Raw genomic sequence first — 22370 nt, 5'->3', positions numbered from 1 at the left:
GCCCCAACCAGGACGCGCCGTGAACCCATCCATGGGGGCTCGTCAGCGCCATCCATGGCGCTGTAACGGTCCTGGTTGGGGCCATCCCGCTGCCTCCCGACACATTCCGGCGCGTCGTTCGCGCTGCAGACATTGATGAAAAGAAGGATTGGAAACGCATGAGCATCGCCGAACATCAGAAGCGCGCTGAAACCCTGTTGAAGGCTGCCGGCATTCTGCCGGTCGTGACCGTGCATACGCTGGATCAGGCCCGTGCGGTCAGTGCGGCGTTGTTGGAGGGCGGGCTGCCGGCGATCGAGCTGACGCTGCGTACGCCGGTGGCGATGGACGCGCTTGCCATGCTCAAGCGCGAGCTGCCGGATGTGGTGGTGGGTGCGGGCACGGTGTTGACCGTGGAGCAGATGCAGCAGTCGATCGATGCCGGTGCCGATTTCCTGGTCACGCCGGGTACGCCGGCGCATATGGCCGATGCGTTGGCGCAGGCGCCGTTGCCGGTGGTGCCGGGTGCGGCGTCGCCGACGGAAATGCTGGCGCTGTATGCGCGCGGGTTCCGGGTCTGCAAGTTGTTCCCGGCCTCGGCCGTGGGCGGGCTGGCGATGATCAAGGGCCTGGCCGGTCCGATTCCGGATCTGAAGCTGTGCCCGACCGGTGGCATCACCGAAGACACGGCGGCCGAGTACCTGGAGCAGAAGAACGTGGTCTGCATCGGCGGTTCGTGGATGGTGCCGGGCGGTTGGATCGAGCGCGGCGAGTGGGACAAGGTGCGCGAGAGTGCGGCCCAGGCCGCGAAGATCGTGGCGCGGGTCCGCGCGCACTGAACGAAAACGCCCGGGCATGCCCGGGCGTTTTTTCATCCGCTACCAGAACGCGGATTACATCGGGCGTGCCGGATCCACCAGGCCGTACTGGCTGGCCATGCGCGCGAGCGCGATGTTGTCGTTGATGCCCATCTTCTCGAACAGGCGCGCCTTGTGCGTGTTGACGGTCTTCGCGCTCAGGCTCAGGCGCTTGGCGATGTCTTCCTGGCGCAGGCCCTGGGTGAGCAGCAGCGCCACTTCCAGTTCGCGCGGGGACAGGGTGTCGAACGGCGAATGGTTGCCTTCCACGTTCGACAGCGCCAGGTTCTGCGCGATGCTGTTGCCCAGGTAGCGGCGGCCGAGTGCGGCATCACGCACCGCGCGCAGCAGTTCCTGTGCATCGCAGGCCTTGCCGATGTAGCCGGAGGCACCCGCTTCGAGCAGGCGCTTGGGCATCGGGCCATCTTCAAGGACGGAGACGATCACCACGCGGGTGCCGTGATCGCCACGGACCACGCGCTCGGTGACCTCCATGCCGCTCACGCCCGGCAGGTGCAGATCGCACAGCACGACGTCGGGCCGCAGGCGGCGGATATCCGGCAGCGCATCTTCACCGCTCTCCGCCTCACCGACCACCTCGATGTCGGTCTCGTTGGAGAGGATCATCTTCATGCCCGTACGCACCAGAGCATGATCGTCCACCAGATACACTCGAATTGTCATCCGCCAACCTCGTCAAACACTGTGAACGGGGGCAAGCCTAGCTGCGCTATGTGGCGATCACAAGGAACCGGGTTCCCCATCATCGCGTTCTGGTCCGCGCATCACAGACGTGCTGTCCTGCCCCTCCCCCTACGCCTCTCATCCTAGCCTGTTCCAAAGGGACAGCCTATCGATGAGGCCCACCTTCATGCCGTTTTCGGCCATTTTACCGCCGTAATGCCCTCAGTGGCGGTGCCGCCACGGATGCCGGCGGCGGAACATGACCAGGAAACACCCCACCACCCACACCAGGGCGGCACACCAGCCGGCCAGGATGTCGGAGGGGTAATGCACCCCCAGGTACATGCGCGAGACGCTCACCAGGACGGCGAAGGTGAGCGCGGCAAGGGCCACCGGCCAGCGCCAGCGGGTATTCCAGGCCAGCAGCAGCAGCGTGACGGCCAAGGTCATCGAGCCCATGGCATGGCCGCTGGGGAAGCTGAAGGTGCTCTCCGGGGCAATGGACTCCCACAGGCTGGGCCGGTCGCGCTGGAAGAAGCGCTTGCTGCCCAGGTTCAACAGCGCCGAGCCGGCGAAGCAGATCGCGACGAAACTGGCCTCGCGCCAGCGTTTGCGCCACGCCAGCAGGCCCACGATCAGCACGTCGGCCGGAATCAGGAACCACTCGTAGCCCAGCTTGGACAGCAGCACGAAGAAGCGGTCCAGGCCCGGCGAATGCAGGGCGTGCAGCTTCCACAACAGCAGGTCGTCGAAGTAGATCGCCTCCAGGGCGTGCACTTCATCGGCCAGGGCCACGAAGCCCGCCAACGGCAGCAGCACGCCCACGAACAGCAGCACGAAGCGCCAGGCGTTGCGGCCCATCCAGTGGCGGACGCCGGCGGCCGGCTCCGGCGCGGCCAGCACCGCCGGCTTATCCAACGCGTCGGACATAGGTGCGTTCGACGTACTCATCGATCAGCGTGACGAAGTCCTGGGCGATGTTCTCGCCGCGCAGGGTGACCGTCTTTTCGCCATCCACGAACACCGGCGCGGCCGGCGTTTCACCGGTGCCCGGCAGCGAGATGCCGATGTTGGCATGGCGCGATTCGCCCGGCCCGTTGACGATGCAGCCCATGACCGCCAGGGTCATGTTCTCCGCACCCGGGTGGCTCACCTTCCAGACCGGCATTTTCTCGCGCACGTGGTTCTGCACGACCTTGGCCAGCTCCTGGAAGAACTCCGAGGTGGTCCGGCCGCAGCCGGGGCAGGCCGTGACCAGCGGGGTGAAGGCACGCTGCCCGGTGGTCTGCAGCAGTTCCTGCGCCACGATCACTTCGGCCGTGCGCGACTGGCCCGGTTCGGGGGTCAGCGAGATACGGATGGTGTCGCCGATGCCTTCCTGCAGCAGCACCGCCAGCGCCGCCGAAGAGGCGACGATGCCCTTGCTGCCGATGCCGGCTTCGGTCAGGCCCAGGTGCAGGGCGAAGTCCGAGCGCTGGGCCAGGTCGCGGTACACCGCAATCAGCTCCTGCACGCCGCTGACCTTGGCCGACAGCACGATGCGATCGCGTGGCAGGCCCAGTTCCACGGCGGTCTGCGCCGAATCCAGCGCCGAGCGGATCAGCGCCTCCCGCAGCACGCGCCCGGCATCCCAGGGCTGCGCGCGCTGGCTGTTCTCGTCCATCAGGCGCGCGGCCAGGGACTGGTCCAGCGAGCCCCAGTTGGCACCGATGCGGACCGGCTTGTTGTAGCGGATCGCAAACTCGATCAGCTGCGCGAACTGGGTGTCTTTCTTCTTGCCGAAACCCACGTTGCCCGGATTGATCCGGTACTTGGCCAGCGCTTCGGCGCAGGCCGGCTCCTGGGTCAGCAGCTGATGGCCGTTGTAATGGAAGTCGCCGATGAGCGGGACATCGATCCCCATCATCTGCAGCTTCTCCACGATCCGCGGGATGGCCGCGGCCGACTCGGGATTGTTGACGGTCAACCGCACCATCTCCGAGCCCGCGCGCCACAGTTCGGCCACCTGCTTCACGCTGGAGGCGACATCGGCGGTGTCGGTATTGGTCATGGACTGCACCACCACGGGATGGCCCCCGCCCACGACCACGCCGCCGATATGAACGGGATTGGTCTGGCGGCGGGCCCACACGGCGGAGTCGGCGGGTTGGGTCGGTCGGGTCACGGCGTCATGCATCCGCCTATTTTAGCGCGCCCAGCGCACAGGTAGGTGCCCAGCGTTGGTTGGCACTCATGTTCAGCGCCCGTCGTGCGCCGCCTACCCCGGATGCGGCCTATTGTCGCAGGCAGCTCCTGGCCGGAGCGCATACGATGTGCGCACATGACCGGTCCCGACGCCCCCTTCCTCCGCACCCTGTGCAGCCTGCGCTGGCTGGCCGTGGCCGGCCAGGCCGCCACGATCCTGGTCGCTACCTGGGTACTGGGCCTGGAACTGCAGCAGCTGCCACTCTGGGCCGGGGTTGCTGCGCTGACCCTGTTCAATCTGTACGCGCAACTGCGCGTACACGATGCCGACACGGCACCGCTGACCGCGTTCTGCCACATCCTGGTGGATGTCACCGTGTTGACCTGGATGGTGGGCTGGAGCGGCGGCATCGCCAATCCCTTCGGCTCGCTGTTCCTGATCCTGATCGCGCTGGCTGCGCTCGCCCTGCCCCTGCGCTGGACCCTCGCCGTGGCCGCCGCCTGCCTGATCGGCTATGCGGCGAGCGGCGTGTTCGGGCTGCCGCTGCCGAGCGGCTATTTCACTGGTGCGCAGATGCAGCAGTGGGGCGTGGTCTGCAACTTCCTGCTGTCGGCCACGGTGGTGCTGGTGTTCGCGACCCGGCTGGCGATCGCCCTGCGCCAGCGCGAACACGAGCTGGCCATGCTGCGCGAACGCTTCGTGCGCAACGAGGGCATCGTCGCGCTGGCCACCCACGCCGCCTCGGTCGCGCATGAGCTCAATACCCCGCTGGCGACCATGACCCTGCTCGCCGACGATATCGCCGACCAGACCGAAAGCAGCGAGGTCCGCGATGACGTGGAAACCCTGCGCGAGCTGCTGGTGCAGTGCCGGGAGCGCGTGCTGGCGCTGGCCCGCCCGGCCGCCGGCGATGCGCCCGGCCGCGATGCGGTGACGTTGCCGCAGGTGCTGGAACAGTGGCGGCTGGTGCGCCCGACCATCGCGCTGAAGCGCAACGAGGATGCCCCGCTCACCCTGCCGCTGGACCCGGGTATCGGGCACCTGCTGATGGTGCTGCTCAACAATGCCGCCGACGCGGGTGAGAAGGCCGACCGACCGCAGGTGGATCTGTCGCTGCGCATCGAGGGCGATGACCTGATCGGCGAAGTACGCGATTACGGCCATGGCTTCGATGCCCGCCAGGCCGTGCTGCCCGGCACCTTGTTCAACAGCGGCAAGACCGACGGCATGGGCGTCGGCCTGGCCCTGTCCCACGCCACCATCGAACGCCTGGATGGCGAGCTGTGGATGCGCCCGGCCAACGGTGCCGGCACGCGCGTCGGCTTCCGCCTGCCCTTGTCCCCACGGGAGACTTCCGCATGACCGCTTTCACCCCCGCGCCCGGCCAGGCCAGCCATGGCCTGCTGGTCGACGACGACGAACTCTATCTGCGCACGCTGCAGCGCAGCCTGGCCCGTAAAGGGCTGGACACCGTCACCGCCAGCGACACCGCCTCGGCCCTGCTGCTGGCCCGGCAACAACCGCCGGCCTATGCGCTGATCGACCTCAAGCTCGGCACCGAATCCGGCCTGGCGCTGATCCAGCCGCTGCGCGCCCTGCGCGAAGACATGCGGATCCTGCTGGTCACCGGCTATGCCAGCATCGCCACCGCGGTGGAAGCGATCAAGCTCGGCGCGGACGACTACCTGCCCAAGCCGGCCACGGTGCCGATGATCCTGCGCGCACTCGGCGAGGAAGACGATGGTCCGGCCGACGATGGCGACATGGAACCGCCGGATGCGATGACCCCGATCAGCCGGCTGCAGTGGGAGCACATCCAGCAGGCGATGCATGAGACCGGCGGCAACGTGTCTGCCGCGGCGCGCCTGCTGGGCATGCACCGGCGCTCGCTGCAACGCAAGTTGGCCAAGCGGCCGAGCCCGGAGCGCGACCCAAGCCGGTAATGCCGACCGTGGGTCGCCCGCGCAAGAATCGGTAGAGCCGACCAGCGGCCGGCTCTACGTGGCAGTCAGGCGGTCAGGCGCCCCAGCAGCTCCAGCGTCACCGGATCGGTGATCGCATGCGCCTGGCCCTGCAGCGCGGGCAGCAACTGGCTGGCCAGCTGCTTGCCCAGCTCCACGCCGAACTGGTCGAACGCGTTGATGTTCCAGATCAGCGACTGCACGTACACGGCGTGTTCGTACATGGCGATCAGGGCACCCAGCGACTGCGGGGTCAACGCATCGAGCAGGATCAGGGTGCTCGGACGGCCACCGGGGTACTCGCGGTGCGGATCCTCGCTGCCCTGGCCATTGGCCAGCGCCTCGGTCTGCGCCAGCAGGTTGGCCATCAGCGCCTGGTGGTTGACCACGTAGGGATCATCGTTGTGCACGCAGCCGATGAAATCGGCCGGGATCACGCTGGTGCCCTGGTGCAGCGCCTGGAAGAAGCTGTGCTGCACATCGGTGCCGGCCCCGCCCCACCACACCGGTACGGTGTCGCTGGCGACCGGGCTGCCATCGAGCTGCACCCGCTTGCCCAGGCTCTCCATCACCAGCTGCTGCAGGTAGGCCGGCAGCAGCGCCAGGCGCTGGTCGTAGGTCATCACCGCATGCGTGGCATGGCCGAGCAGGTTGCGGTTCCAGATATCGGTCAGCGCATGCAGCACCGGCAGGTTCTGCGCCAGCGGAGCGGTCAGTGCGTGTTCGTCCATCTGCGCCGCACCCTCGAGCAACTGCTCGAAACGCGCAAAGCCGATGGCCAGTGCGATCGGGAAACCGACCGCCGACCACAGCGAATAGCGCCCGCCCACCCAATCCCACATCGGCAGCACGCGGCCGGCGGCGATCGAGAAGGCCTTGGCGGCACGCTCCGGATTGGCGCTGACCGCATACAGCCGCTCGCTGCCGCCCAGCCAGTCATGCAGGATCTGCCCGTTGAGCAGGGTTTCCTGGGTGCCGAAGGTCTTGGAAATCAGGATGCCGGCCGTGGTGGCCGGATCCAGCGTGGCGAGCGTGCGCTGCATCGCGGCGCCGTCCACGTTCGACACGAAATGCACGCGGAAACGTGCGCCGGTGACCGGGCGCAGCGCATCGGCCACCAGCCGTGGCCCAAGGTCCGAGCCGCCGATGCCGACGCTGACGATATCGGTGATGTGGGTCGCTTCCAGTGCGGCGATCAGCTCGCCCATCTGCTGGCGCACCTGGGCCGCCGTGGCGAAGGCCTCACCGGCCACCGGCGCGCCGCTGGCATCACCACGCAGCGCGGTATGCAGCGCGGCGCGGCCTTCGGTGACATTGACCGTTTCACCGCGGAACAGGCGCTGGAAGCCGCCGGCGACATCGCGCTCGGCAGCCAGCTGCAGCAGTGCGTCCAACGCCGCGCGGTCGTACTTCTGCCGCGCGAAATTGACGTACAACGGACCGACCCGCAACCCCAGCGATTGTGCGCGGCCCGGTTCGGCGGCGATCAACGAAGGGATGCTCGCGCCTCGCAGGCGCTGGGCATGGGAATGAAGCGGGTCGAATCCGTTGTGCTGTGTCATGCGGCCTGTGTCGGGATCGTGTCGTTGGTGTGGGAGATCTGGTTCTTGCCGTCCACATATACCAACTTCGGCTTGAAGCTGTCAGCTTCTTCTTCGCTCATGCTGGCGAAGGCGGCGATGATGATGATGTCGCCCACCTGCACGTGGCGCGCGGCGCCACCGTTGAGCGACACCACGCCGCTGCCGGCTTCGGCGCGGATGGCATAGGTGGAGAAACGCGCACCGTTGGTCACATCCCAGATGTGCACCTGCTCGAACTCACGGATGCCGGTCGCAGCCAGCAGGTTGTCATCGATGGCGATGGAACCTTCGTAGTTCAGCTCGGAGTGAGTGACGGTGGCGCGGTGGATCTTGGTCTTCAGCAGGGACAGATGCATGGCAACGGGGAAACGGTAAAGGAAAGGGAAATTCTAGCACCCGGGGGCCCGGCGGCAGGGGGTAGCCCGACCCCGACCCTCCGGCGCTGCCGGCCGTTCAGGCAGGCGGTCGGAAGGCTCTGGCCTGCGCAAACGCACAGGGCCACCCGAAGGTGGCCCTGTGGCGGCACCGCGTTGGCCGGCTCAGAACTCCAGGTTGTCGATCAACCGGGTATTGCCGATCCGCGCGGCGATCAGGGCCACGCGGGTGCCGTCATTGGCATCGGCCGGCTCGGACAGGTCCGGCAGGCGGACCACGGCGTAGTCGACCTGGAACCCGGCCGCCTGCAGCGCTGCCGCGGCTTCGGCCTCGATCAGGCTGCGGCTTTTGCCGGCGATGAAGCCTTCGCGCATGCCCAGCAGCACGTGGTGGATGGTGGTCGAGACCGGGCGTTGCTCGGCGTTGAGGTACTGGTTGCGCGAGCTCATCGCCAGGCCGTCGTCTTCGCGCACGATGTCGCCCCCGACGATCTGGATCGGGAAGGCCAGGTCTTCCACCATCTGGCGGATCACCGCCAGCTGCTGGTAGTCCTTCTTGCCGAAGGCTGCCACATCCGGCTGCACCTGGTTGAACAGGCGCGAGACCACGGTGCAGACGCCATCGAAATGGCCCGGGCGATGCGCGCCTTCGAGCAGCCCACTGATGCCGGGCACATTGACGCTGGCCGCCAGTTCCACACCGAACGGGTACATCGACTCAACCGTGGGCAGCCACAGCACATCGCACCCGGCCTGCTCCAGGCCGGTGGTGTCGGCTTCGGGCGTGCGCGGGTAGCGGGTGAAGTCCTCGTTCGGGCCGAACTGGGTCGGATTGACGAAGACGCTGGAGACCACGCGATCGGCGTACTGCCGGGCCAGCGTGACCAGTGAATAATGCCCTGCGTGCAGGTTGCCCATGGTCGGGACCAGCGCGACGCGCAGGCCCTCGCGCTTCCAGCCGTTGACGACGGCGCGCAGGCGGGACAGTTCGGTGACGGTTTCGATCATGAGGCGTAGGCGTGTTCTGCGTCGGGGAAGGAGCCGTCGCGCACGGCGTCGGCGTAGGCACGGACCGCACCGGCAACCGACCCGCCTTCGGCAAGGAAATCCTTGACGAACTTGGGACGGCGATGGCCGCTGTCCAGACCGAGGAAATCATGCAGCACCAGCACCTGGCCATCGCACTGCGGGCCGGCACCGATGCCGATGGTGGGCACGCTGATGTCCGCGGTGACCTGGGCAGCCACCGGCGTGGGCACGCATTCGAGCACGACCAGGCTGGCGCCGGCGGCTACCGCGGCCTTGGCGTCATCGCGCAGCTGCTGGGCGGCATCGCCACGGCCCTGCACGCGATAGCCGCCCAGCCGCAGCACCGACTGCGGGGTCAGGCCCAGGTGCGAACAGACCGGAATCTCGCGCTCGACCAGGTAACGGATGATGTCCAGCTTGAAGCCGGCACCTTCGATCTTGACCATCTCCGCACCGGCCTGCAGCAGGCGCAGCGAGGCATCCAGCGCGCGCTCGGGGGTGGCGTCGGCGCCGAACGGCAGATCCGCCACCAGCAGCGCGCGTTGCAGTACGCGGGCCACGGCGCGGGTGTGATAGACCATGTCGTCGGTGGTCACCGGCAGGGTCGAGTCATGCCCCTGCACCACCATGCCCAGCGAGTCGCCGATCAGGATCAGGTCCACGCCGTTGGCGTCGAAGCTGCGGGCGAACCCGGCATCGTAGGCGGTCAACATCACCAGCTTCTGTCCGTTGCGCTTGGCCTCGGCCAACGCGGGCACGGTCCAGGGCTTGCTGTCTGCGTGGGTACTCATGAGCTGATAACCGGTGGCGATAAGCCCCGCATTATCCTCCTATTGAAGCGATCCCGCAGGCCTGGACCCGCATCACAGCATCCCGCACGCGGCCGTGCCCGGCAATGATGGCGTCCGGCGCGATCTCGGCCAGCGGCAGCAGCGCGAACGCGCGCTCATGCAGATAGGGGTGCGGTACCTGCAGCTGCGGCAGATCGATGATCTGTTCGCCGTACAGCAGCACGTCCAGATCCAGTGCACGCGGCCCCCAGTGCACGGCAGGATCACGGACGCGGCCGAAGCGGCGCTCGATCTCCAGCAGGGCAGCCAGCAGATCCGGTGCGGGCAACGTGGTCTCCAGCACGGCGGCGGCGTTGACGAACGCCGGCTGGTCTTGGTTGCCCCAGGCCGGCGTGCTGTACAGCTGCGAGCGCGCGCGCAGTGTGGTCTGCGGCAGGGCCGCCAGCGCCGGGAACGCATCGCGCAGGGTCTGCGCGGCGTCCCCGAGATTGGCGCCCAATCCGATACAGGCCAGGGTCACGGCTTACTCGCCTGCCACTCCACCGGGCCGACGGCGGCGGCGACGACGCTTGCGCGGCGCACCGTCTTCGCCCTCGCCGTCGGCCTGGGCGGCATCCAGTGCCGAATCCAGCTCGGTGCCGGACTGCAGCTGGGCTTCGCGCCAGAACGCCACATCGGCTTCGTGCTCGCTGGAGGCCACCTGGCGCAGGACCAGGAAGTCGTAGGCGGCGCGGAAGCGCGGATGGGTCAGGGTTCGGATCACGCGCTTGCGCTGACGCGAGCCGAAGCGGCCCTGCAGCAGCCAGATTTCCTGCATCGGCAGCGAGAAGCGGCGCGGCAGGGCGATCGTGGTCAGCTGGTGCAGGGTCACGCGGTCCGCCGCACGGCGCTGCGCTTCTTCCAGCGCGACGCCCTGCTTCTGCAGGCTGGCCAGGGCGCGGCAGAACGCCGGCCACAGCAGCAGCGCGAACAGGAACGACGGCGACACCGGCTCATCATTGGCCACACGCAGATCGGTGTTGTGCAGACCTTCGATGACCATCCGGCGCAGCGCGCCACTGCGGTTGCTGCGCAGCGCAGCGGCGCTTTCCGGGAACATGACGTCAAGCAGACCGTACCGCTCCAGGCCTTCGAAGCTGGCCACGCCGTGCCCGGACAGGAACAGCTTGAGTACTTCCTCGAACAGGCGTGCCGGGGCGGCCTCGGCCAACAGGTTGGCCAGGCGCGGCAGCGGTTCGGCGGTGGCCTCTTCGATCTGGAAGCCCAGCTTGGCGGCCAGGCGCACCGCGCGCAGCATGCGCACCGGGTCTTCCTGGTAGCGCTGCTCGGGATCGCCGATCAGCTTCATCAGGCGGGCCTGCACGTCTTCAAAGCCGCCGGTGTAATCGCGGACCGAGAAATCCTCGATCGCGTAGTACAGGGCGTTGCAGGTGAAGTCGCGGCGGATCGCGTCGTCTTCGATGCTGCCGTACACGTTGTCGCGCACGAGCATGCCGTTTTCCATCTCACGGTCGCCGCTGCCATCGTCGATGTTGGCGCGGAAGGTGGCGACCTCGATGATCTCGCGGCCGAACACCACGTGCGCCAGGCGGAAGCGGCGACCGATCAGCCGGCAGTTGCGGAACAACTGCTTGACCTGCTCGGGCGTCGCGTCGGTGGCGACGTCGAAATCCTTGGGGTGGCCGTTCACCAGCAGATCGCGGACGGCGCCGCCGACCAGGTAACCGGCAAACCCGGAATCACGCAGCCGGTACAGAACGCGCAGGGCGTTGGGGCTGATGTCCTTGCGGGAGATGTTGTGCTGATCGCGCGGGATCACGCGCAGGCTGAACGGTGATGTAGCAGAGGAATTGATGTTGGCGCTTCCGGTTGAGTTTTCGGGATTGCCCAATGGCATCTAGGTCCATATACTAGCGCGCTGCGCAGTTCGCGACAAAGTCTGCTCCCTTCGTCTAATGGTTAGGACGTGGCCCTCTCAAGGCTAAAACAGGGGTTCGAGTCCCCTAGGGAGCACCAGTCGCGGTGCAGAAAGCCAAAAACCCCGCCACGGCGGGGTTTTTTGCGTTCAGGGCCCAGGGCCTGCGGCGCCTGCCCTGCCAGGCCCGGACCGGGGAGCGCACTCCCCGACCCGGCCCCTACTCTGCGCGCAGGCCCGTCGGGAGCGGCTCAGCCCTCCATCTGCTCCAGTTCCTTGCCCTTGGTCTCCTTGACGAAGCGCAGCACGAAGAACACCGAGATCACCGCCGCCACCGTATAGATGCCGTAGGCACCGGCCAGGCCGATGCTGCCCAGCAGGATCGGGAAGGACACGGTGATGGCGAAGTTGGAGGTCCACTGCGCCGCGCCGGCCACCGCCAGCCCCGAACCGCGGATCTGGTTGGGGAACATCTCGCCCAGCATCACCCACATCACCGGGCCCCAGGACATGTTGAAGAAGATCACGTAGACGTTGGCCGCCACCAGCGCCAGCACGCCCATGTTGTCCGTGAGCTGCAGCTTCCCGGCGGTATCCAGCGAACCACTGGCGAAGGCAATGGTGACCAGCGCCAGCGAGATCGCCATGCCGACCGAGCCGACCCACAGCAGCGGCTTGCGGCCGATGCGGTCGATCAGGACCACGGTGATCAGGCAGGCGCCGATGCTCAGCGCACCCGAGAGCACGTTGATCAGCAGCGCGTCGTTCTCCGAGAAGCCCACCGCCTGCCACAGCACCGCGCCGTAATAGAAGACGACGTTGATGCCGACCAGCTGCTGGAACACCGCCAGGCCGATGCCGATCCAGACGATCGGGCGCAGTTTGCCGGTGGTCTTGCTGATCAGATCCGAGAAGGTCGGGCGGTGCTGGTCCTGGGACAGCGAGCCTTCGATCTCGGTGATCTTGGCCTGCGCCTCGACCGGGCCGTACAGCCGGGTCAGCACCGCCAGGGCCTGGTCACGGCGCCCTTTGACCACCAGGAAGCGCGGGCTCTCCGGGATCACCAGCAGCAGGCACAGGAACAGCAGCGAGGGAATGGCCTGCATCCAGAACATCCAGCGCCATGCCGCCTGCCCCAGCCACAGCGCCTGGGTGGAGGCACCGGCCGCCTTGGCCAATAGATAGTTGCTGAGGAAGGCGCAGAACAGGCCGCTGATGATCGCGATCTGCTGCACCGTCGCCAGCCGGCCGCGGTAGCGGGCCGAGGCCACCTCGGCGATGTAGGCCGGCGACATCACGCTGGCCGCACCCACCGCGAAGCCGCCGATCACCCGGGCGATGATGAACACCGTGGAGCTGTGTGCCGCCCCTGCCCCCAAGGCGGAGAACAGGAACATCACCGCGGCGATGATCAGCACGCCGCGGCGGCCGAGCCGGTCGCCGAGGCGGCCGGCGAAGAATGCACCGATCGCGCAGCCGAGCAGCATCGAGGCGACCTCGAAGCCGATCCCGGCCGAACTGGACTGGAAGGTGTCCTTCAGGCCATCGACGGTGCCGTTGATCACGCCGCTGTCAAACCCGAACAGGAAGCCACCGATGGTGGCCACGCAGCTGATCAGGACGATGAAACCGGTGTTCTCGCCGCTACCGGCGCGGGTACTGCTGAGCGAAGCACTGGACATGGGAACCCCTGGTTGAAGGGACACTGGACGCTGCGGATCAGCGCAGCAGATGGATGGTTGATCAGAACCGTCGTCTGCCGCACCCCCGCGCCTGACTGTCTACCGGTAGTCACCTCCATCTTGGACCGGGGATCGGCGGCTCTGCAATCGTGCACTGCGGCATTGTCTTGGCAGTGAGGCGCAGCGCACACGGGATGGATCGACCCGGTGGCAGAATGCAACGCCCGCTGATGTTGTGAGCCTGCCGAATGCGCGACGCCGCCGCCCCGTCTTCCGCTGTCGCCGATGTTCCACTGCTGGTCGACAGCCGCTGCACCCATGGCGAAGGCGCCCTGTGGTCGGCCCGCCGCCAATGCCTTTTCTGGGTGGATATCAGTGAGCGCCGCTTGTGGCAGTACCGCAGTGCCGACGGCAGTCACCGGAGCTGGTTGCTGCCGGACCGGCCCGGCTGCCTCGCCGAAGGGGACGACGGCCGCCTGCTGATCGCGCTGGCCGGCTCATTGCAGCGGCTGGATATCGACCGCGACGGCGATGCCGCGGCGCCCGCGCTGGAATGGCTGGCCGATGTGCAGCCCGATGTCGCGGACACGCGCAGCAATGACGGCCGTACCGATCGCGCCGGCAATCTGGTGTTCGGCACCATGAGCGAGGATCCTGCGCGTGCACCGCTCGGCCGTTACTACCAGTTTTCGATGCGCCATGGCCTGCGCGAACTGAACCTGCCGGACGTCGTCATTCCCAATGCGATCTGTTTCAGCGCGGACGGCGCCACGATGTACTTCTGCGATTCGGTACGGCCGGCGCTGTGGTGCTGCGATTACGACGCCGAGCGCGCGCACTGCGGGGCGCCGCGCCTGTTCGCTGCGCTGCCCGATCCGGACTGGGAACCGGATGGGGCCATTGTGGATGCCGATGGCGGCGTCTGGAACGCGCAGTGGCGCGCCTCCCGCGTGGTGCGTTATCGCCCTGACGGACAGGTTGATCGGGTGGTCCTGCTGCCGGTGCGCAACCCGACCTGCGTCGCGCTCGGCGGGCCCTCGCTGCGGCACCTGATGATCACCAGTTCCCGGCTGGACCACACCGACCAGCAACTGGCGGCCAGCCCGCGCGCCGGCGGCGTATTTGCGCTGGAGACCGGCATCCCCGGCTTGCCCGAGAGTCCCTTCCGCTGGGGCTGAGCCTTGCGCCAGCGGCATTTCGGGGTTTCAGGCGCGATCCGATCCCGCGCCACGGACCAACCTGTTCTAGAATTGTGCGGCTTACTGTCGGATTCAGATCCAGCCATGCCTTTTGTCGTCACCGAAAACTGCATCAAGTGCAAACACACCGATTGCGTGGAAGTGTGCCCCGTGGATTGCTTCCACGAAGGCCCCAACTTCCTGGTGATCGACCCGGATGAGTGCATCGATTGCACCCTGTGCGAACCGGAGTGCCCGGTCAACGCGATCTTCCCCGAAGACGACGTGCCCGCCGGGCAGGAAGCATTCGTCGCCCTGAACGCCGAGCTGGCCAAGGCCTGGCCGGTGCTGACCGTGCGCAAGGACCCGCCCGCCGATGCCGGCGAATGGGATGGCAAGCCGGACAAGCTGACGCTTCTGGAACGCTGAGCCGTCGGGCGCTGGCGGCAACGAAAAAGGGCGCCGACGGCGCCCTTTTCGTTTCTCTGACCGGTTCCGGTTACGGAGCCAGCTTCGCCTTCAGCTCGCCCAGCAGCTTGGTCGGGGCCGCCGCGGTGGCCGGCAGGCCACGCGGGTCGACGGCCGACACATAAGCACCGGCATCGACGGCGACCACGCGGACCAGGAAGTCGCTGCCTTCGAAGGCCACGTCGTAGGAACCCAGCAGCTGGGCCTTGCTGGCGATCTTCACGCCTTCAACGGCCTCCAGCGCGGTGCCGACCTTGGCGAACACCTCCTCCTTGGTGCCCGGCACGGTGAAGCCGGCGTTGTTGGCGGCCGCCGGGTTCGCGGCCGGGGCCGGACGCGCCACCTGCGAGGCCAGCGAGGAGCTGGTCGCAGCGGTAGCGGCGGCCTGGCCGGCCGGGACGTTCAGATCCGGCGGCACTTCCAGCGGGCGCACTTCCGGGGCCAGGGCGTAGTCGCCCTTGGCGCCGCGCTTGAAGCAACCGGTGGTGCCGACGAGGGTGGCGGTAGCCAGGATCGCGAAGGACAGCACGCGGAAGGCGGAAACGGATTGACGCATGGGAATCTCCTGGGTGACCACTGACATCAGTGGTTGGATAGTGCTTCCAGCGCACCGATATCGGTGGCCAGGTGTTCGGCAGCGGCGTGATGGGCCGCGGACAAGGGCAGCAGCGGCAGGCGCAGGCCGTCACCAATGCCGATCCGGCGCAGCAGGTCCTTCACCGGGATCGGGTTGGACTCCACGCCGCAGAATTCATGGAACGGCTCGAGACGGGCATCCCACGACTCGGTCGCCTCGCGTTCCCCGGCCGCCGCCAGGTCGCACATCCGGCGGTAGGCGCCCGGCAGGGCGTTGGAGCCCACCGAGATCAAGCCATCCACGCCGGACAGGATCGAACGCGCGGCCGTACCGTCGTCACCGCTGAGGATGGCGAAGTCCGGCGTACGCAGGGCCAGCAGGGCATTGACGCGGCCCACATCGCCCACCGCTTCCTTGATGCCGACGATGTTCGGGTGGCGGGCCAGCTCGGCGACGGTCTCGGGCAGCATGTCGCAGCCGGTGCGGCCGGGCACGTTGTACAGGATGACCGGCAGGCCGCCCTGGTCGGCCACCGCGCGGTAATGCGCGATCAGGCCGGCCTGGGTCGGGCGCACGTACGGCGGGGTCACCACCAGCGCATGGGTCGCGCCGTTGGCGGCCGCACGACGGGTCTGCTCGATCGTTTTGGCCGTCCCCGACAGGCCGGTCCCGGCCAGTACCGGGATGCGCCCGGCGACGGTTTTGACCGCACTGCGCAGCAGCTGGTCGTATTCGTCGTCGGACAGGGCAGCGGCTTCACCGGTCGAACCGGCCACCACCACCCCGTGAACACCACCCTCCAGTTGCAGGTGCAGCAGGCGCTGCCAACCGTCGGGATCCAATGCGCCGTTCGCCTGGAAGGGCGTCGCCAGCGCGGTGATGAGACCGGAAAGGGACAAGGACATCGTGCTCGGAAGAAAGGGGGCACCTTGCCTGCGTAAACGCCGGCCAGATGTACGTTGCATGTTACTTGCGGGTCGAAAGCGCGGGCAAGTATGCTGGACTCCGGCGAACGTGCCGTCGCCGGCCGTTCAGACTCACCTTGTACCACCCGGAACCATCTTGACCGACACCACGCCGCGGCCTGCGCCGACCGAAAACCACCTCCTGATCAACGCCTATACGACGCATCCGGAGTCCCCCCTGCTGCCTGTGACCCGGCGTATCGCCGACAGTGGCTGCAATCTGGTCGATGCCCGCCTGGCCACGGTCGGGCGCGACGTGTCCGTGACCGCCCTGGCCACCGGCTCGTGGGACTCGGTGGCCAAGCTGGAGGCGATGCTGACCCGGCTGGAGCGTGAGGAAGGCCTGAAGCTGGTCTGGTACCGCACCGGTGCCAAGCAGGCGCAGTCCAACCTGCTGCCCTACATCGTGGAAGTGATCGCCGCCGACAAGCCAGGGATCCTGTTCCAGCTGGCCGATTTCTTCGACCGCCAGGGCATCACCATCGAAAACCTGCAGAGCACGCGTTACCGCGCAATGCAGACCGGTGCGGAAATGTTCTCCGCGCAGGTGACGATCGGGGTGCCGGCGAACATGCACATTGCCGCGCTGCGCGATGATTTCCTCGAGTTCTGCGATCACCTCAACCTCGATGCGATCATGGACCCGATGAAGTTCTGATGCTTCGCGCGTTCGTCACGGGCGCGCGGGGTTTCATGCAGTTGTAGTAGATCTACCCCAGGATCCGGAAAGGAACCCATGAACGACGGCGACACCCTGGACAGCACCACCCTCGCACTGCCGCTGGCGTTGTCCGGCGGCGAGACCACCACCCTCGGCGATCTGGCCGGCCAGTGGCTGGTGCTGTACTTCTACCCCAAGGACAGCACCCCGGGCTGCACCACCGAGGGCATCGATTTCAACGCGCTGCTCCCGCAGTTCACGAAGGCCGGCGCTCGCGTCTTCGGCGTCTCCCGCGATTCGGTCAAATCCCACGACAATTTCTGCGCCAAGCAGGGCTTCGCCTTTCCGCTGATCAGCGATGGCGATGAAGCGCTGTGCACGGCGTTCGACGTGATCAAGCTGAAGAACATGTACGGCAAGCAGGTGCGTGGCATCGAGCGCAGCACCTTCCTCATTTCGCCGGACAGTCGTATCGTGCAGGTGTGGCGCAAGGTCAAAGTGGCCGGCCACGCAGACACCGTCCTTGAAGCCCTGAAGGCCGCGAAAACCCAGTGATCAACCCGGCACCCCCAATGGCCATCACCCTGCCCCGCAGGTCGTGATGGCTTGTCCCTGTTCTGCCACCAGGAATTGACGATGACCCGAGGCAAGCGCATCTACGTACTGGATACCAACGTGCTGATGCACGATCCGACCGCGCTGTTCAAGTTCGAGGAGCATGATGTCTACCTGCCGATGCAGGTGATCGAAGAGCTGGACAACGGCAAGAAGGGCACCACCGAGGCGAGCCGCAATGCGCGCCAGGTCAGCCGTTTCCTCAATGAGCTGGTGCAGGCCTCGGGCCTGGACAACCTGGCCGATGGCATCCCGCTGCAGCGCCCGAACGGGCTGCAGCTGCGTGGCAAGCAGAGCGTGGGCCTGCTGCGTTTCCAGACCAGTCACTTCGATGCGGGCAAGAGCTTTGGCGCGGTGATTCCGGACAACGCCATCCTCGGCGCGATCCTGGCGCTGAAGGAACAGGTGCCGGAGATTCCGGTGGTGTTCGTTTCCAAGGACATCAACCTGCGGATCAAGGCGGCGATTGCCGGCATCGTCTCCGAGGATTACGAGAACGACCGCGCGCTGGACGATTTCAGCCTGCTCTATACCGGCGCCACCGAGCTGCCGGAAGACTTCTGGAAGAAGCACACCGACAACCTGCGCAGCTGGAGTGACAAGGGCCGCACCAGTTACGAAATCATCGCCAGTGAAGACGAGAGCTGGCACCCGAACCAGTACGCCTACCTGCCGGGCGACGATGAAGTCGAACTGCGCGTGGCCAAGGTGGACGGCGACAGGATCACGTTGTCGCTGGTCAACGATTTCCGCCACGGCAGCCATGCGGTGTGGGGCATCAGCGCGCGCAACCGCGAGCAGAACTTCGCGCTCAATGCGTTGATGGACCCGGAGATCGATTTCGTCACCCTGCTCGGCACCGCCGGTACCGGCAAGACGCTTCTCGCGCTGGCCGCCGGCCTGGCCCAGACCATGGACCAGCAGCGCTACCGCGAGATCATCATGACCCGCGCCACGGTCAGCGTCGGCGAGGACATCGGCTTCCTGCCCGGTACCGAGGAAGAGAAGATGACGCCATGGATGGGCGCGCTGACCGACAACCTGGAAGTGCTCACGCATACCCAGGAAGGCGGCGCGTGGGGGCGTGCAGCCACCAACGACCTGATCGCCAGCCGGATCAAGATCCGCTCGCTGAACTTCATGCGCGGGCGCACGTTCCTGTCGCGCTATCTGATCCTGGATGAAGCGCAGAACCTCACCCCCAAGCAGATGAAGACCCTGATCACCCGTGCCGGCCCCGGTACCAAGATCGTCTGCCTGGGCAACGTCGAACAGATCGATACCCCCTACCTGACCGAGACCACCTCGGGCCTGACCTACGCGGTGGACCGTTTCAAGAACTGGCCGCACAGCGCGCACGTCACGCTGCGCCGTGGCGAGCGTTCGCGCTTGGCCGATTACGCTTCGGAGGTGTTGTGAGCCGTTCCCTGTCCCGTGCCCTCCTGCCGCTGGCGCTTGCTGCGCTGGCGGCGGCCTGCACGCCCGCCAACACCCGGCCGGGCGCCAGCGTCCCGACCGCAATCAAGACCGGCCAGTCCTGGGTGGTGACGCGACCGATCGTCGCCGCCCAGGTCCTCGATACCTGCTCGCGCGACAGTCCCGGCCGCGAGGCCGGACGGGTCACCGGTTACTGGGCGCCCAGCCGCAAGGATGTCGAGCAGCTCGAAGCCGCCTTGCCGACGCTGGAGGCGCAGGTGCCCAAGGCCGCCGATTTCGATCGCCAGTACGTCGGCATCGAGATGAACGCGCGCAAGCTCATCTACCTCAACGCCTTCCATCTGCCTGACGATGCCGACATCGATCCAGCGCGTGATGCGATCCGGGTCTGCGATGGGGGCGCGCAGTTCTGGGGCGCGGTGTTCGATCCGGGCAGCGGCCGTTTTTCGGATGTGCAGTTCAACGGCCCGCCCGCGGGTCGTTGATCGTGCCGTGACCACCCCCACGCACGCCGGATGAGCATCCGGCTGCCCACCTGGGTCTGGATCGGGGCGATCGCCCTGTCCTGCGTAGCCGGGATGGTCAACGTGGTCGGCTTCCTGGGGTTCGAACACCAGGCCGTCAGCCACATGACCGGCACCACCAGCCAGCTCGGCATGGCGCTGGCCCAACGCGACTGGCGCGTGGTCGGGCATCTGTGGGGGCTGTTGATCGCGTTCTGCGTGGGCGCGACGCTCAGCGGGGTGATCATCCAGGACAGCGGCCTGCAGCTGGGCCGCCGCTATGGCGTCGTGCTGGCGCTGGAATCGCTGTTGCTGCTGGTCGCGATCCCGCTGTTCAAACAGCAGCAGATCTGGGGGGCGCTGGCGGCGGCGATGGCCTGCGGACTGCAGAACGCGATGGCCACCACCTTCAGTGGCGCGGTGGTGCGCACTACCCATCTCAGCGGCATGTTCACCGATCTCGGGATCGGGCTGGGCCACCTGATGCGCGGCCTGCCACTGCCGATCCGGCGGCTGACCCTGAGCGGGTTGATCGTCAGCGGCTTCCTGGCCGGCGGCGTGATGGGCGCCCTGTTGTTCCTGCGCTTCGGCTACGACGCCCTGCTCGCCCCCGCACTGCTCACCGGCGGCACCGGGCTGGGCTACGTGCTGTACCGGCAGTGGGCACTGCTTCGGGCACGCTGAGGGCGCGGCAGCACTGCTGCGACAAACATTGCACAATTGGGGCATGACGCCTTCCAGCCCCGTTTCCGCCCTGACCATCGCCGGCTCCGATTCCGGCGGTGGCGCCGGCATCCAGGCCGATCTGAAGGCCTTCGCCGCCCATCGCGTGCATGGCCTGTCCGCGATCGCCGCACTGACCGCACAGAACACCCGCGGCGTTACCGCCGTACACGTGCCGCCGCTGGACTTCCTGCAGGCGCAGATCGATGCCTGCTTCGCCGATTTCGATATCCATGCGGTGAAGCTGGGCATGCTGGCCAACGCCGAAGTGATCGCACTGGTGGCCGACGCACTGGAAAAGCACCGCCCGCCCCATGTGGTGCTCGATCCGGTGATGGTCGCCACCAGCGGCGCCAAGCTGCTTGAAGACAGCGCACTGGCGGCGATGCGCACGCGCCTGATCCCGCTGGCCACGCTGCTGACGCCCAACACCCCCGAAGCGGAGCTGCTGCTCGGCCGGCGCATCGTCACCGCCGAGGATGCCGAAGATGCCGCCGACGCACTGCTGGATCTGGGCGCCGGCGCGGTGCTGCTCAAGGGCGGCCATCTGGACGAAGGCAGCCGCGTGATCGATCGCTACTTCGACGGTGTGACCCGCGAAGAATTCATCCATACCCGCCTGCCAGTGGATGCGCACGGCACCGGCTGCACCCTGGCCTCGGCCATCGCCGCGCAGCTGTGCCAGGGGCTCTCGTTGCCCAACGCCTGCGAAGCGGCCATCGACTACGTCGCGCGTGGCCTGCAGAGCGGTTATTACCCGGGCCACAGCGAGGTACTGGTGATCGACCACTTCGGCGCGGCACGTCCGGCATGATCGACGCCTCGCCCCTGCCCGTGCAGACCGGCGATGGCCATCGCGTCGAGTTGCTGGCGCGTGTCCCGGCACAGCCGCGCGCACGCCTGCTGTGGCTGCCGGCGCTGGGCGTAGCCGCGCGCCATTACCTGCCGTTCGCCGAGGCGCTCGCTGCGCATGGCATCGCGGTGTACCTGCACGAGTGGCGCGGCAACGGCAGCAGCAGCCTGCGCCCGTCGCGCACGCAGGACTGGGGCTATCGCGAAATCCTCGCGCAGGACCTGCCGGCGAGCCTGGCAAACGTGCCCGCAGACGCTGAAACACCCTTGATCATCGGCGGCCACAGCCTCGGCGGCCAGCTGGCCTGCTGTTTCGCCGGGCTGCATCCGCAGCGTTTCGCCCGCGTGTGGCTGGTCGCCAGCGGCACGCCGTACTGGCGCACCTTCCCGGCCCCGCGTGGCTGGACCCTGCCGCTGGTATATCGCTTCCTGCCCTGGCTGGCCCAGCGCCAAGGGGTCCTGCACGGCAGGAAGCTCGGCTTTGGTGGCACCGAGGCGCGCGGGCTGATCCGCGACTGGTCGCGTGTGGGCCTCAACAATCACTACGCGGCCGCTGGCATGGCGACCGATCTGGAGGCCGGGATGCGTGATCTGCGCGGCCAGGCGACCGCCGTGGTGATGGACCATGACTGGTTGGCACCGACGGGCTCGATGCAGGCCCTGCTGGCCAAGATGCCGGGCATGCGTGCGCAGCTCAGCGTGGTCAGTGCGCAGATGCTGGGTGCGCGTGCCGATCACTTCGCCTGGATGAAAACGCCGGAAGCCGTGGTGGAGCAGCTTCTTCATTCATTTGAATGAAGACCTTCACAAAAACCGTTGACGAATGCGACGCCGATCCGCATAATTCCGCTCCTGTTGACGCGCCCGTAGCTCAGTTGGATAGAGTACCTGGCTACGAACCAGGCGGTCGGGAGTTCGAATCTCTCCGGGCGCACCATCAACAGGGTATCGATTTCGCCGTCGGTATCAGCAATGAAAATTCGATGTAAATGCGCCCGTAGCTCAGTTGGATAGAGTACCTGGCTACGAACCAGGCGGTCGGGAGTTCGAATCTCTCCGGGCGCACCATTACATCGAACGGCAAGCGTGCTTGCCTTCCCGTCGAACGTGGCAACACGCGCGACAGGACACACAACCAGACAATGCAAATGCGCCCGTAGCTCAGTTGGATAGAGTACCTGGCTACGAACCAGGCGGTCGGGAGTTCGAATCTCTCCGGGCGCACCATTGCATCGACGAAGACAGCAACCCCGGTTGCTGTTTTTTTTTGCGTTGGCGCCAGCTGTCACCAGGTAGTGCCGGCCGCTGGCCGGCTCTCATGGATGCTGGACGATCGCGTGGAGCCGGCCAG

The 22370-nt window shown here is 67.0% G+C and carries 24 protein-coding genes and 4 tRNA genes; 16 read left to right on the top strand and 12 right to left on the bottom strand.

The genetic code is table 11. The features are described 5' to 3' along the window. Window positions 1-158 precede the first annotated feature (158 nt). The gene (locus QMX81_RS15460) at window positions 159-818 is read left to right on the top strand and encodes a bifunctional 4-hydroxy-2-oxoglutarate aldolase/2-dehydro-3-deoxy-phosphogluconate aldolase (protein ID WP_121041854.1); all 660 of its coding nucleotides are present in this window, start codon (window positions 159-161) and stop codon (window positions 816-818) included. A gap of 54 nt (window positions 819-872) precedes the next feature. Here the strand turns inward: QMX81_RS15460 and QMX81_RS15455 are convergent, their stop codons facing one another. The 3 genes from QMX81_RS15455 to ispG form a co-directional block, all read right to left on the bottom strand. Further along, on the bottom strand, window positions 873-1520 hold the full coding sequence (locus QMX81_RS15455; RefSeq protein ID WP_019183265.1) for a response regulator: 648 nt from the start codon (window positions 1518-1520) through the stop codon (window positions 873-875). 222 nt (window positions 1521-1742) lie between these two features. After that, the gene (locus QMX81_RS15450) at window positions 1743-2450 is read right to left on the bottom strand and encodes a phosphatase PAP2 family protein (protein ID WP_282262758.1); all 708 of its coding nucleotides are present in this window, start codon (window positions 2448-2450) and stop codon (window positions 1743-1745) included. Further along, window positions 2431-3696, bottom strand: a complete 1266-nt coding sequence (ispG, locus tag QMX81_RS15445) for a flavodoxin-dependent (E)-4-hydroxy-3-methylbut-2-enyl-diphosphate synthase (RefSeq protein ID WP_282262756.1) — start codon at window positions 3694-3696, stop codon at window positions 2431-2433. The genes QMX81_RS15450 and ispG overlap by 20 nt, the downstream gene beginning before the upstream one ends. Window positions 3697-3840: 144 nt before the next feature. Between ispG and QMX81_RS15440 the strand changes: the two genes are divergently transcribed. After that, window positions 3841-5067 carry an ATP-binding protein gene (locus QMX81_RS15440; RefSeq protein WP_282262754.1) on the top strand — a complete coding sequence of 409 codons (1227 nt, stop codon included), beginning with the start codon at window positions 3841-3843 and terminating at the stop codon, window positions 5065-5067. After that, window positions 5064-5648, top strand: coding sequence for a response regulator transcription factor (locus tag QMX81_RS15435; RefSeq protein WP_121041845.1), 585 nt, complete (start codon window positions 5064-5066; stop codon window positions 5646-5648). The genes QMX81_RS15440 and QMX81_RS15435 overlap by 4 nt, the downstream gene beginning before the upstream one ends. A gap of 65 nt (window positions 5649-5713) precedes the next feature. Here QMX81_RS15435 and pgi read toward each other — a convergent pair whose 3' ends face one another. The 6 genes from pgi to pcnB all read right to left on the bottom strand — a co-directional run bounded on the left by pgi (window position 5714) and on the right by pcnB (window position 11334). Further along, window positions 5714-7228, bottom strand: coding sequence for a glucose-6-phosphate isomerase (gene pgi, locus QMX81_RS15430; RefSeq protein ID WP_152151547.1), 1515 nt, complete (start codon window positions 7226-7228; stop codon window positions 5714-5716). Next, window positions 7225-7605 (bottom strand): aspartate 1-decarboxylase, encoded by a 381-nt coding sequence (gene panD, locus QMX81_RS15425; RefSeq protein WP_019183273.1) that lies wholly within the window; start codon window positions 7603-7605, stop codon window positions 7225-7227. Before panD ends, pgi begins: the two co-directional genes overlap by 4 nt. A gap of 183 nt (window positions 7606-7788) precedes the next feature. Then, complete coding sequence (panC, locus tag QMX81_RS15420) at window positions 7789-8631, bottom strand: pantoate--beta-alanine ligase (RefSeq protein WP_121041841.1); 843 nt, start codon at window positions 8629-8631, stop codon at window positions 7789-7791. Continuing rightward, window positions 8628-9443, bottom strand: a complete 816-nt coding sequence (gene panB / locus QMX81_RS15415; protein ID WP_121041839.1) for a 3-methyl-2-oxobutanoate hydroxymethyltransferase — start codon at window positions 9441-9443, stop codon at window positions 8628-8630. Before panB ends, panC begins: the two co-directional genes overlap by 4 nt. A 31-nt stretch (window positions 9444-9474) precedes the next feature. Beyond that, window positions 9475-9963 (bottom strand): 2-amino-4-hydroxy-6-hydroxymethyldihydropteridine diphosphokinase, encoded by a 489-nt coding sequence (gene folK / locus QMX81_RS15410; protein ID WP_121041837.1) that lies wholly within the window; start codon window positions 9961-9963, stop codon window positions 9475-9477. A gap of 3 nt (window positions 9964-9966) precedes the next feature. After that, window positions 9967-11334 carry a polynucleotide adenylyltransferase PcnB gene (gene pcnB, locus QMX81_RS15405; protein WP_152151658.1) on the bottom strand — a complete coding sequence of 456 codons (1368 nt, stop codon included), beginning with the start codon at window positions 11332-11334 and terminating at the stop codon, window positions 9967-9969. Between the two features lie 50 nt (window positions 11335-11384). On the opposite strand from pcnB, the gene QMX81_RS15400 reads away from it, so the two are divergent. Further along, window positions 11385-11459: transfer RNA gene (locus tag QMX81_RS15400), tRNA-Glu, on the top strand. Between the two features lie 150 nt (window positions 11460-11609). Here QMX81_RS15400 and QMX81_RS15395 read toward each other — a convergent pair. After that, window positions 11610-13040, bottom strand: coding sequence for a sugar porter family MFS transporter (locus QMX81_RS15395; RefSeq protein WP_121041833.1), 1431 nt, complete (start codon window positions 13038-13040; stop codon window positions 11610-11612). Between the two features lie 248 nt (window positions 13041-13288). Here QMX81_RS15395 and QMX81_RS15390 point away from each other — a divergent pair, with 248 nt between their 5' ends. Then, window positions 13289-14218: an SMP-30/gluconolactonase/LRE family protein gene (locus QMX81_RS15390; RefSeq protein ID WP_282262740.1), complete on the top strand. Its 930-nt coding sequence runs from the start codon at window positions 13289-13291 to the stop codon at window positions 14216-14218. Between the two features lie 105 nt (window positions 14219-14323). Continuing rightward, window positions 14324-14647, top strand: coding sequence for a ferredoxin FdxA (fdxA, locus tag QMX81_RS15385; protein ID WP_121041829.1), 324 nt, complete (start codon window positions 14324-14326; stop codon window positions 14645-14647). 70 nt (window positions 14648-14717) lie between these two features. Here the strand turns inward: fdxA and QMX81_RS15380 are convergent, their stop codons facing one another. Next, entirely contained in the window at window positions 14718-15242 is a 525-nt protein-coding gene (locus QMX81_RS15380; protein ID WP_282262736.1) for a hypothetical protein, read from the bottom strand. A gap of 26 nt (window positions 15243-15268) precedes the next feature. Then, the gene (gene dapA, locus QMX81_RS15375; protein WP_282262771.1) at window positions 15269-16162 is read right to left on the bottom strand and encodes a 4-hydroxy-tetrahydrodipicolinate synthase; all 894 of its coding nucleotides are present in this window, start codon (window positions 16160-16162) and stop codon (window positions 15269-15271) included. A gap of 163 nt (window positions 16163-16325) precedes the next feature. On the opposite strand from dapA, the gene QMX81_RS15370 reads away from it, so the two are divergent. The 10 genes from QMX81_RS15370 to QMX81_RS15325 all read left to right on the top strand — a co-directional run bounded on the left by QMX81_RS15370 (window position 16326) and on the right by QMX81_RS15325 (window position 22246). Beyond that, window positions 16326-16886, top strand: a complete 561-nt coding sequence (locus QMX81_RS15370) for a glycine cleavage system protein R (protein ID WP_019183297.1) — start codon at window positions 16326-16328, stop codon at window positions 16884-16886. Window positions 16887-16964: 78 nt separating this feature from the next. Then, window positions 16965-17444, top strand: a complete 480-nt coding sequence (locus QMX81_RS15365) for a peroxiredoxin (protein ID WP_176989669.1) — start codon at window positions 16965-16967, stop codon at window positions 17442-17444. A gap of 81 nt (window positions 17445-17525) precedes the next feature. Beyond that, a complete protein-coding gene (locus tag QMX81_RS15360) occupies window positions 17526-18923 on the top strand; it encodes a PhoH family protein (RefSeq protein ID WP_152151538.1) in 1398 nt (465 codons plus the stop codon). 23 nt (window positions 18924-18946) lie between these two features. Then, entirely contained in the window at window positions 18947-19426 is a 480-nt protein-coding gene (locus QMX81_RS15355) for a hypothetical protein (protein WP_183073788.1), read from the top strand. Between the two features lie 30 nt (window positions 19427-19456). Further along, window positions 19457-20128, top strand: a complete 672-nt coding sequence (locus QMX81_RS15350; RefSeq protein ID WP_282262730.1) for a YoaK family protein — start codon at window positions 19457-19459, stop codon at window positions 20126-20128. Window positions 20129-20171: 43 nt separating this feature from the next. After that, window positions 20172-20981, top strand: coding sequence for a bifunctional hydroxymethylpyrimidine kinase/phosphomethylpyrimidine kinase (gene thiD, locus QMX81_RS15345; RefSeq protein WP_282262728.1), 810 nt, complete (start codon window positions 20172-20174; stop codon window positions 20979-20981). Next, on the top strand, window positions 20978-21817 hold the full coding sequence (locus QMX81_RS15340) for an alpha/beta fold hydrolase (RefSeq protein ID WP_282262726.1): 840 nt from the start codon (window positions 20978-20980) through the stop codon (window positions 21815-21817). The genes thiD and QMX81_RS15340 overlap by 4 nt, the downstream gene beginning before the upstream one ends. A 62-nt stretch (window positions 21818-21879) precedes the next feature. After that, window positions 21880-21956: transfer RNA gene (locus QMX81_RS15335), tRNA-Arg, on the top strand. A gap of 54 nt (window positions 21957-22010) precedes the next feature. Then, window positions 22011-22087: transfer RNA gene (locus QMX81_RS15330), tRNA-Arg, on the top strand. An 82-nt stretch (window positions 22088-22169) separates the two neighbouring features. After that, a tRNA-Arg gene (locus QMX81_RS15325) sits at window positions 22170-22246 on the top strand. The last annotated feature ends 124 nt before the right edge of the window (window positions 22247-22370 follow it).

The sequence above is a fragment of the Stenotrophomonas sp. PS02301 genome (genome assembly GCF_029959485.1).
In the GTDB taxonomy this organism is placed as follows: Bacteria; Pseudomonadota; Gammaproteobacteria; order Xanthomonadales; family Xanthomonadaceae; genus Stenotrophomonas; species Stenotrophomonas maltophilia_Z.
Note: the sequence above shows the minus strand (reverse complement) of the source record. Positions and strands in the feature narration are given on the sequence as shown.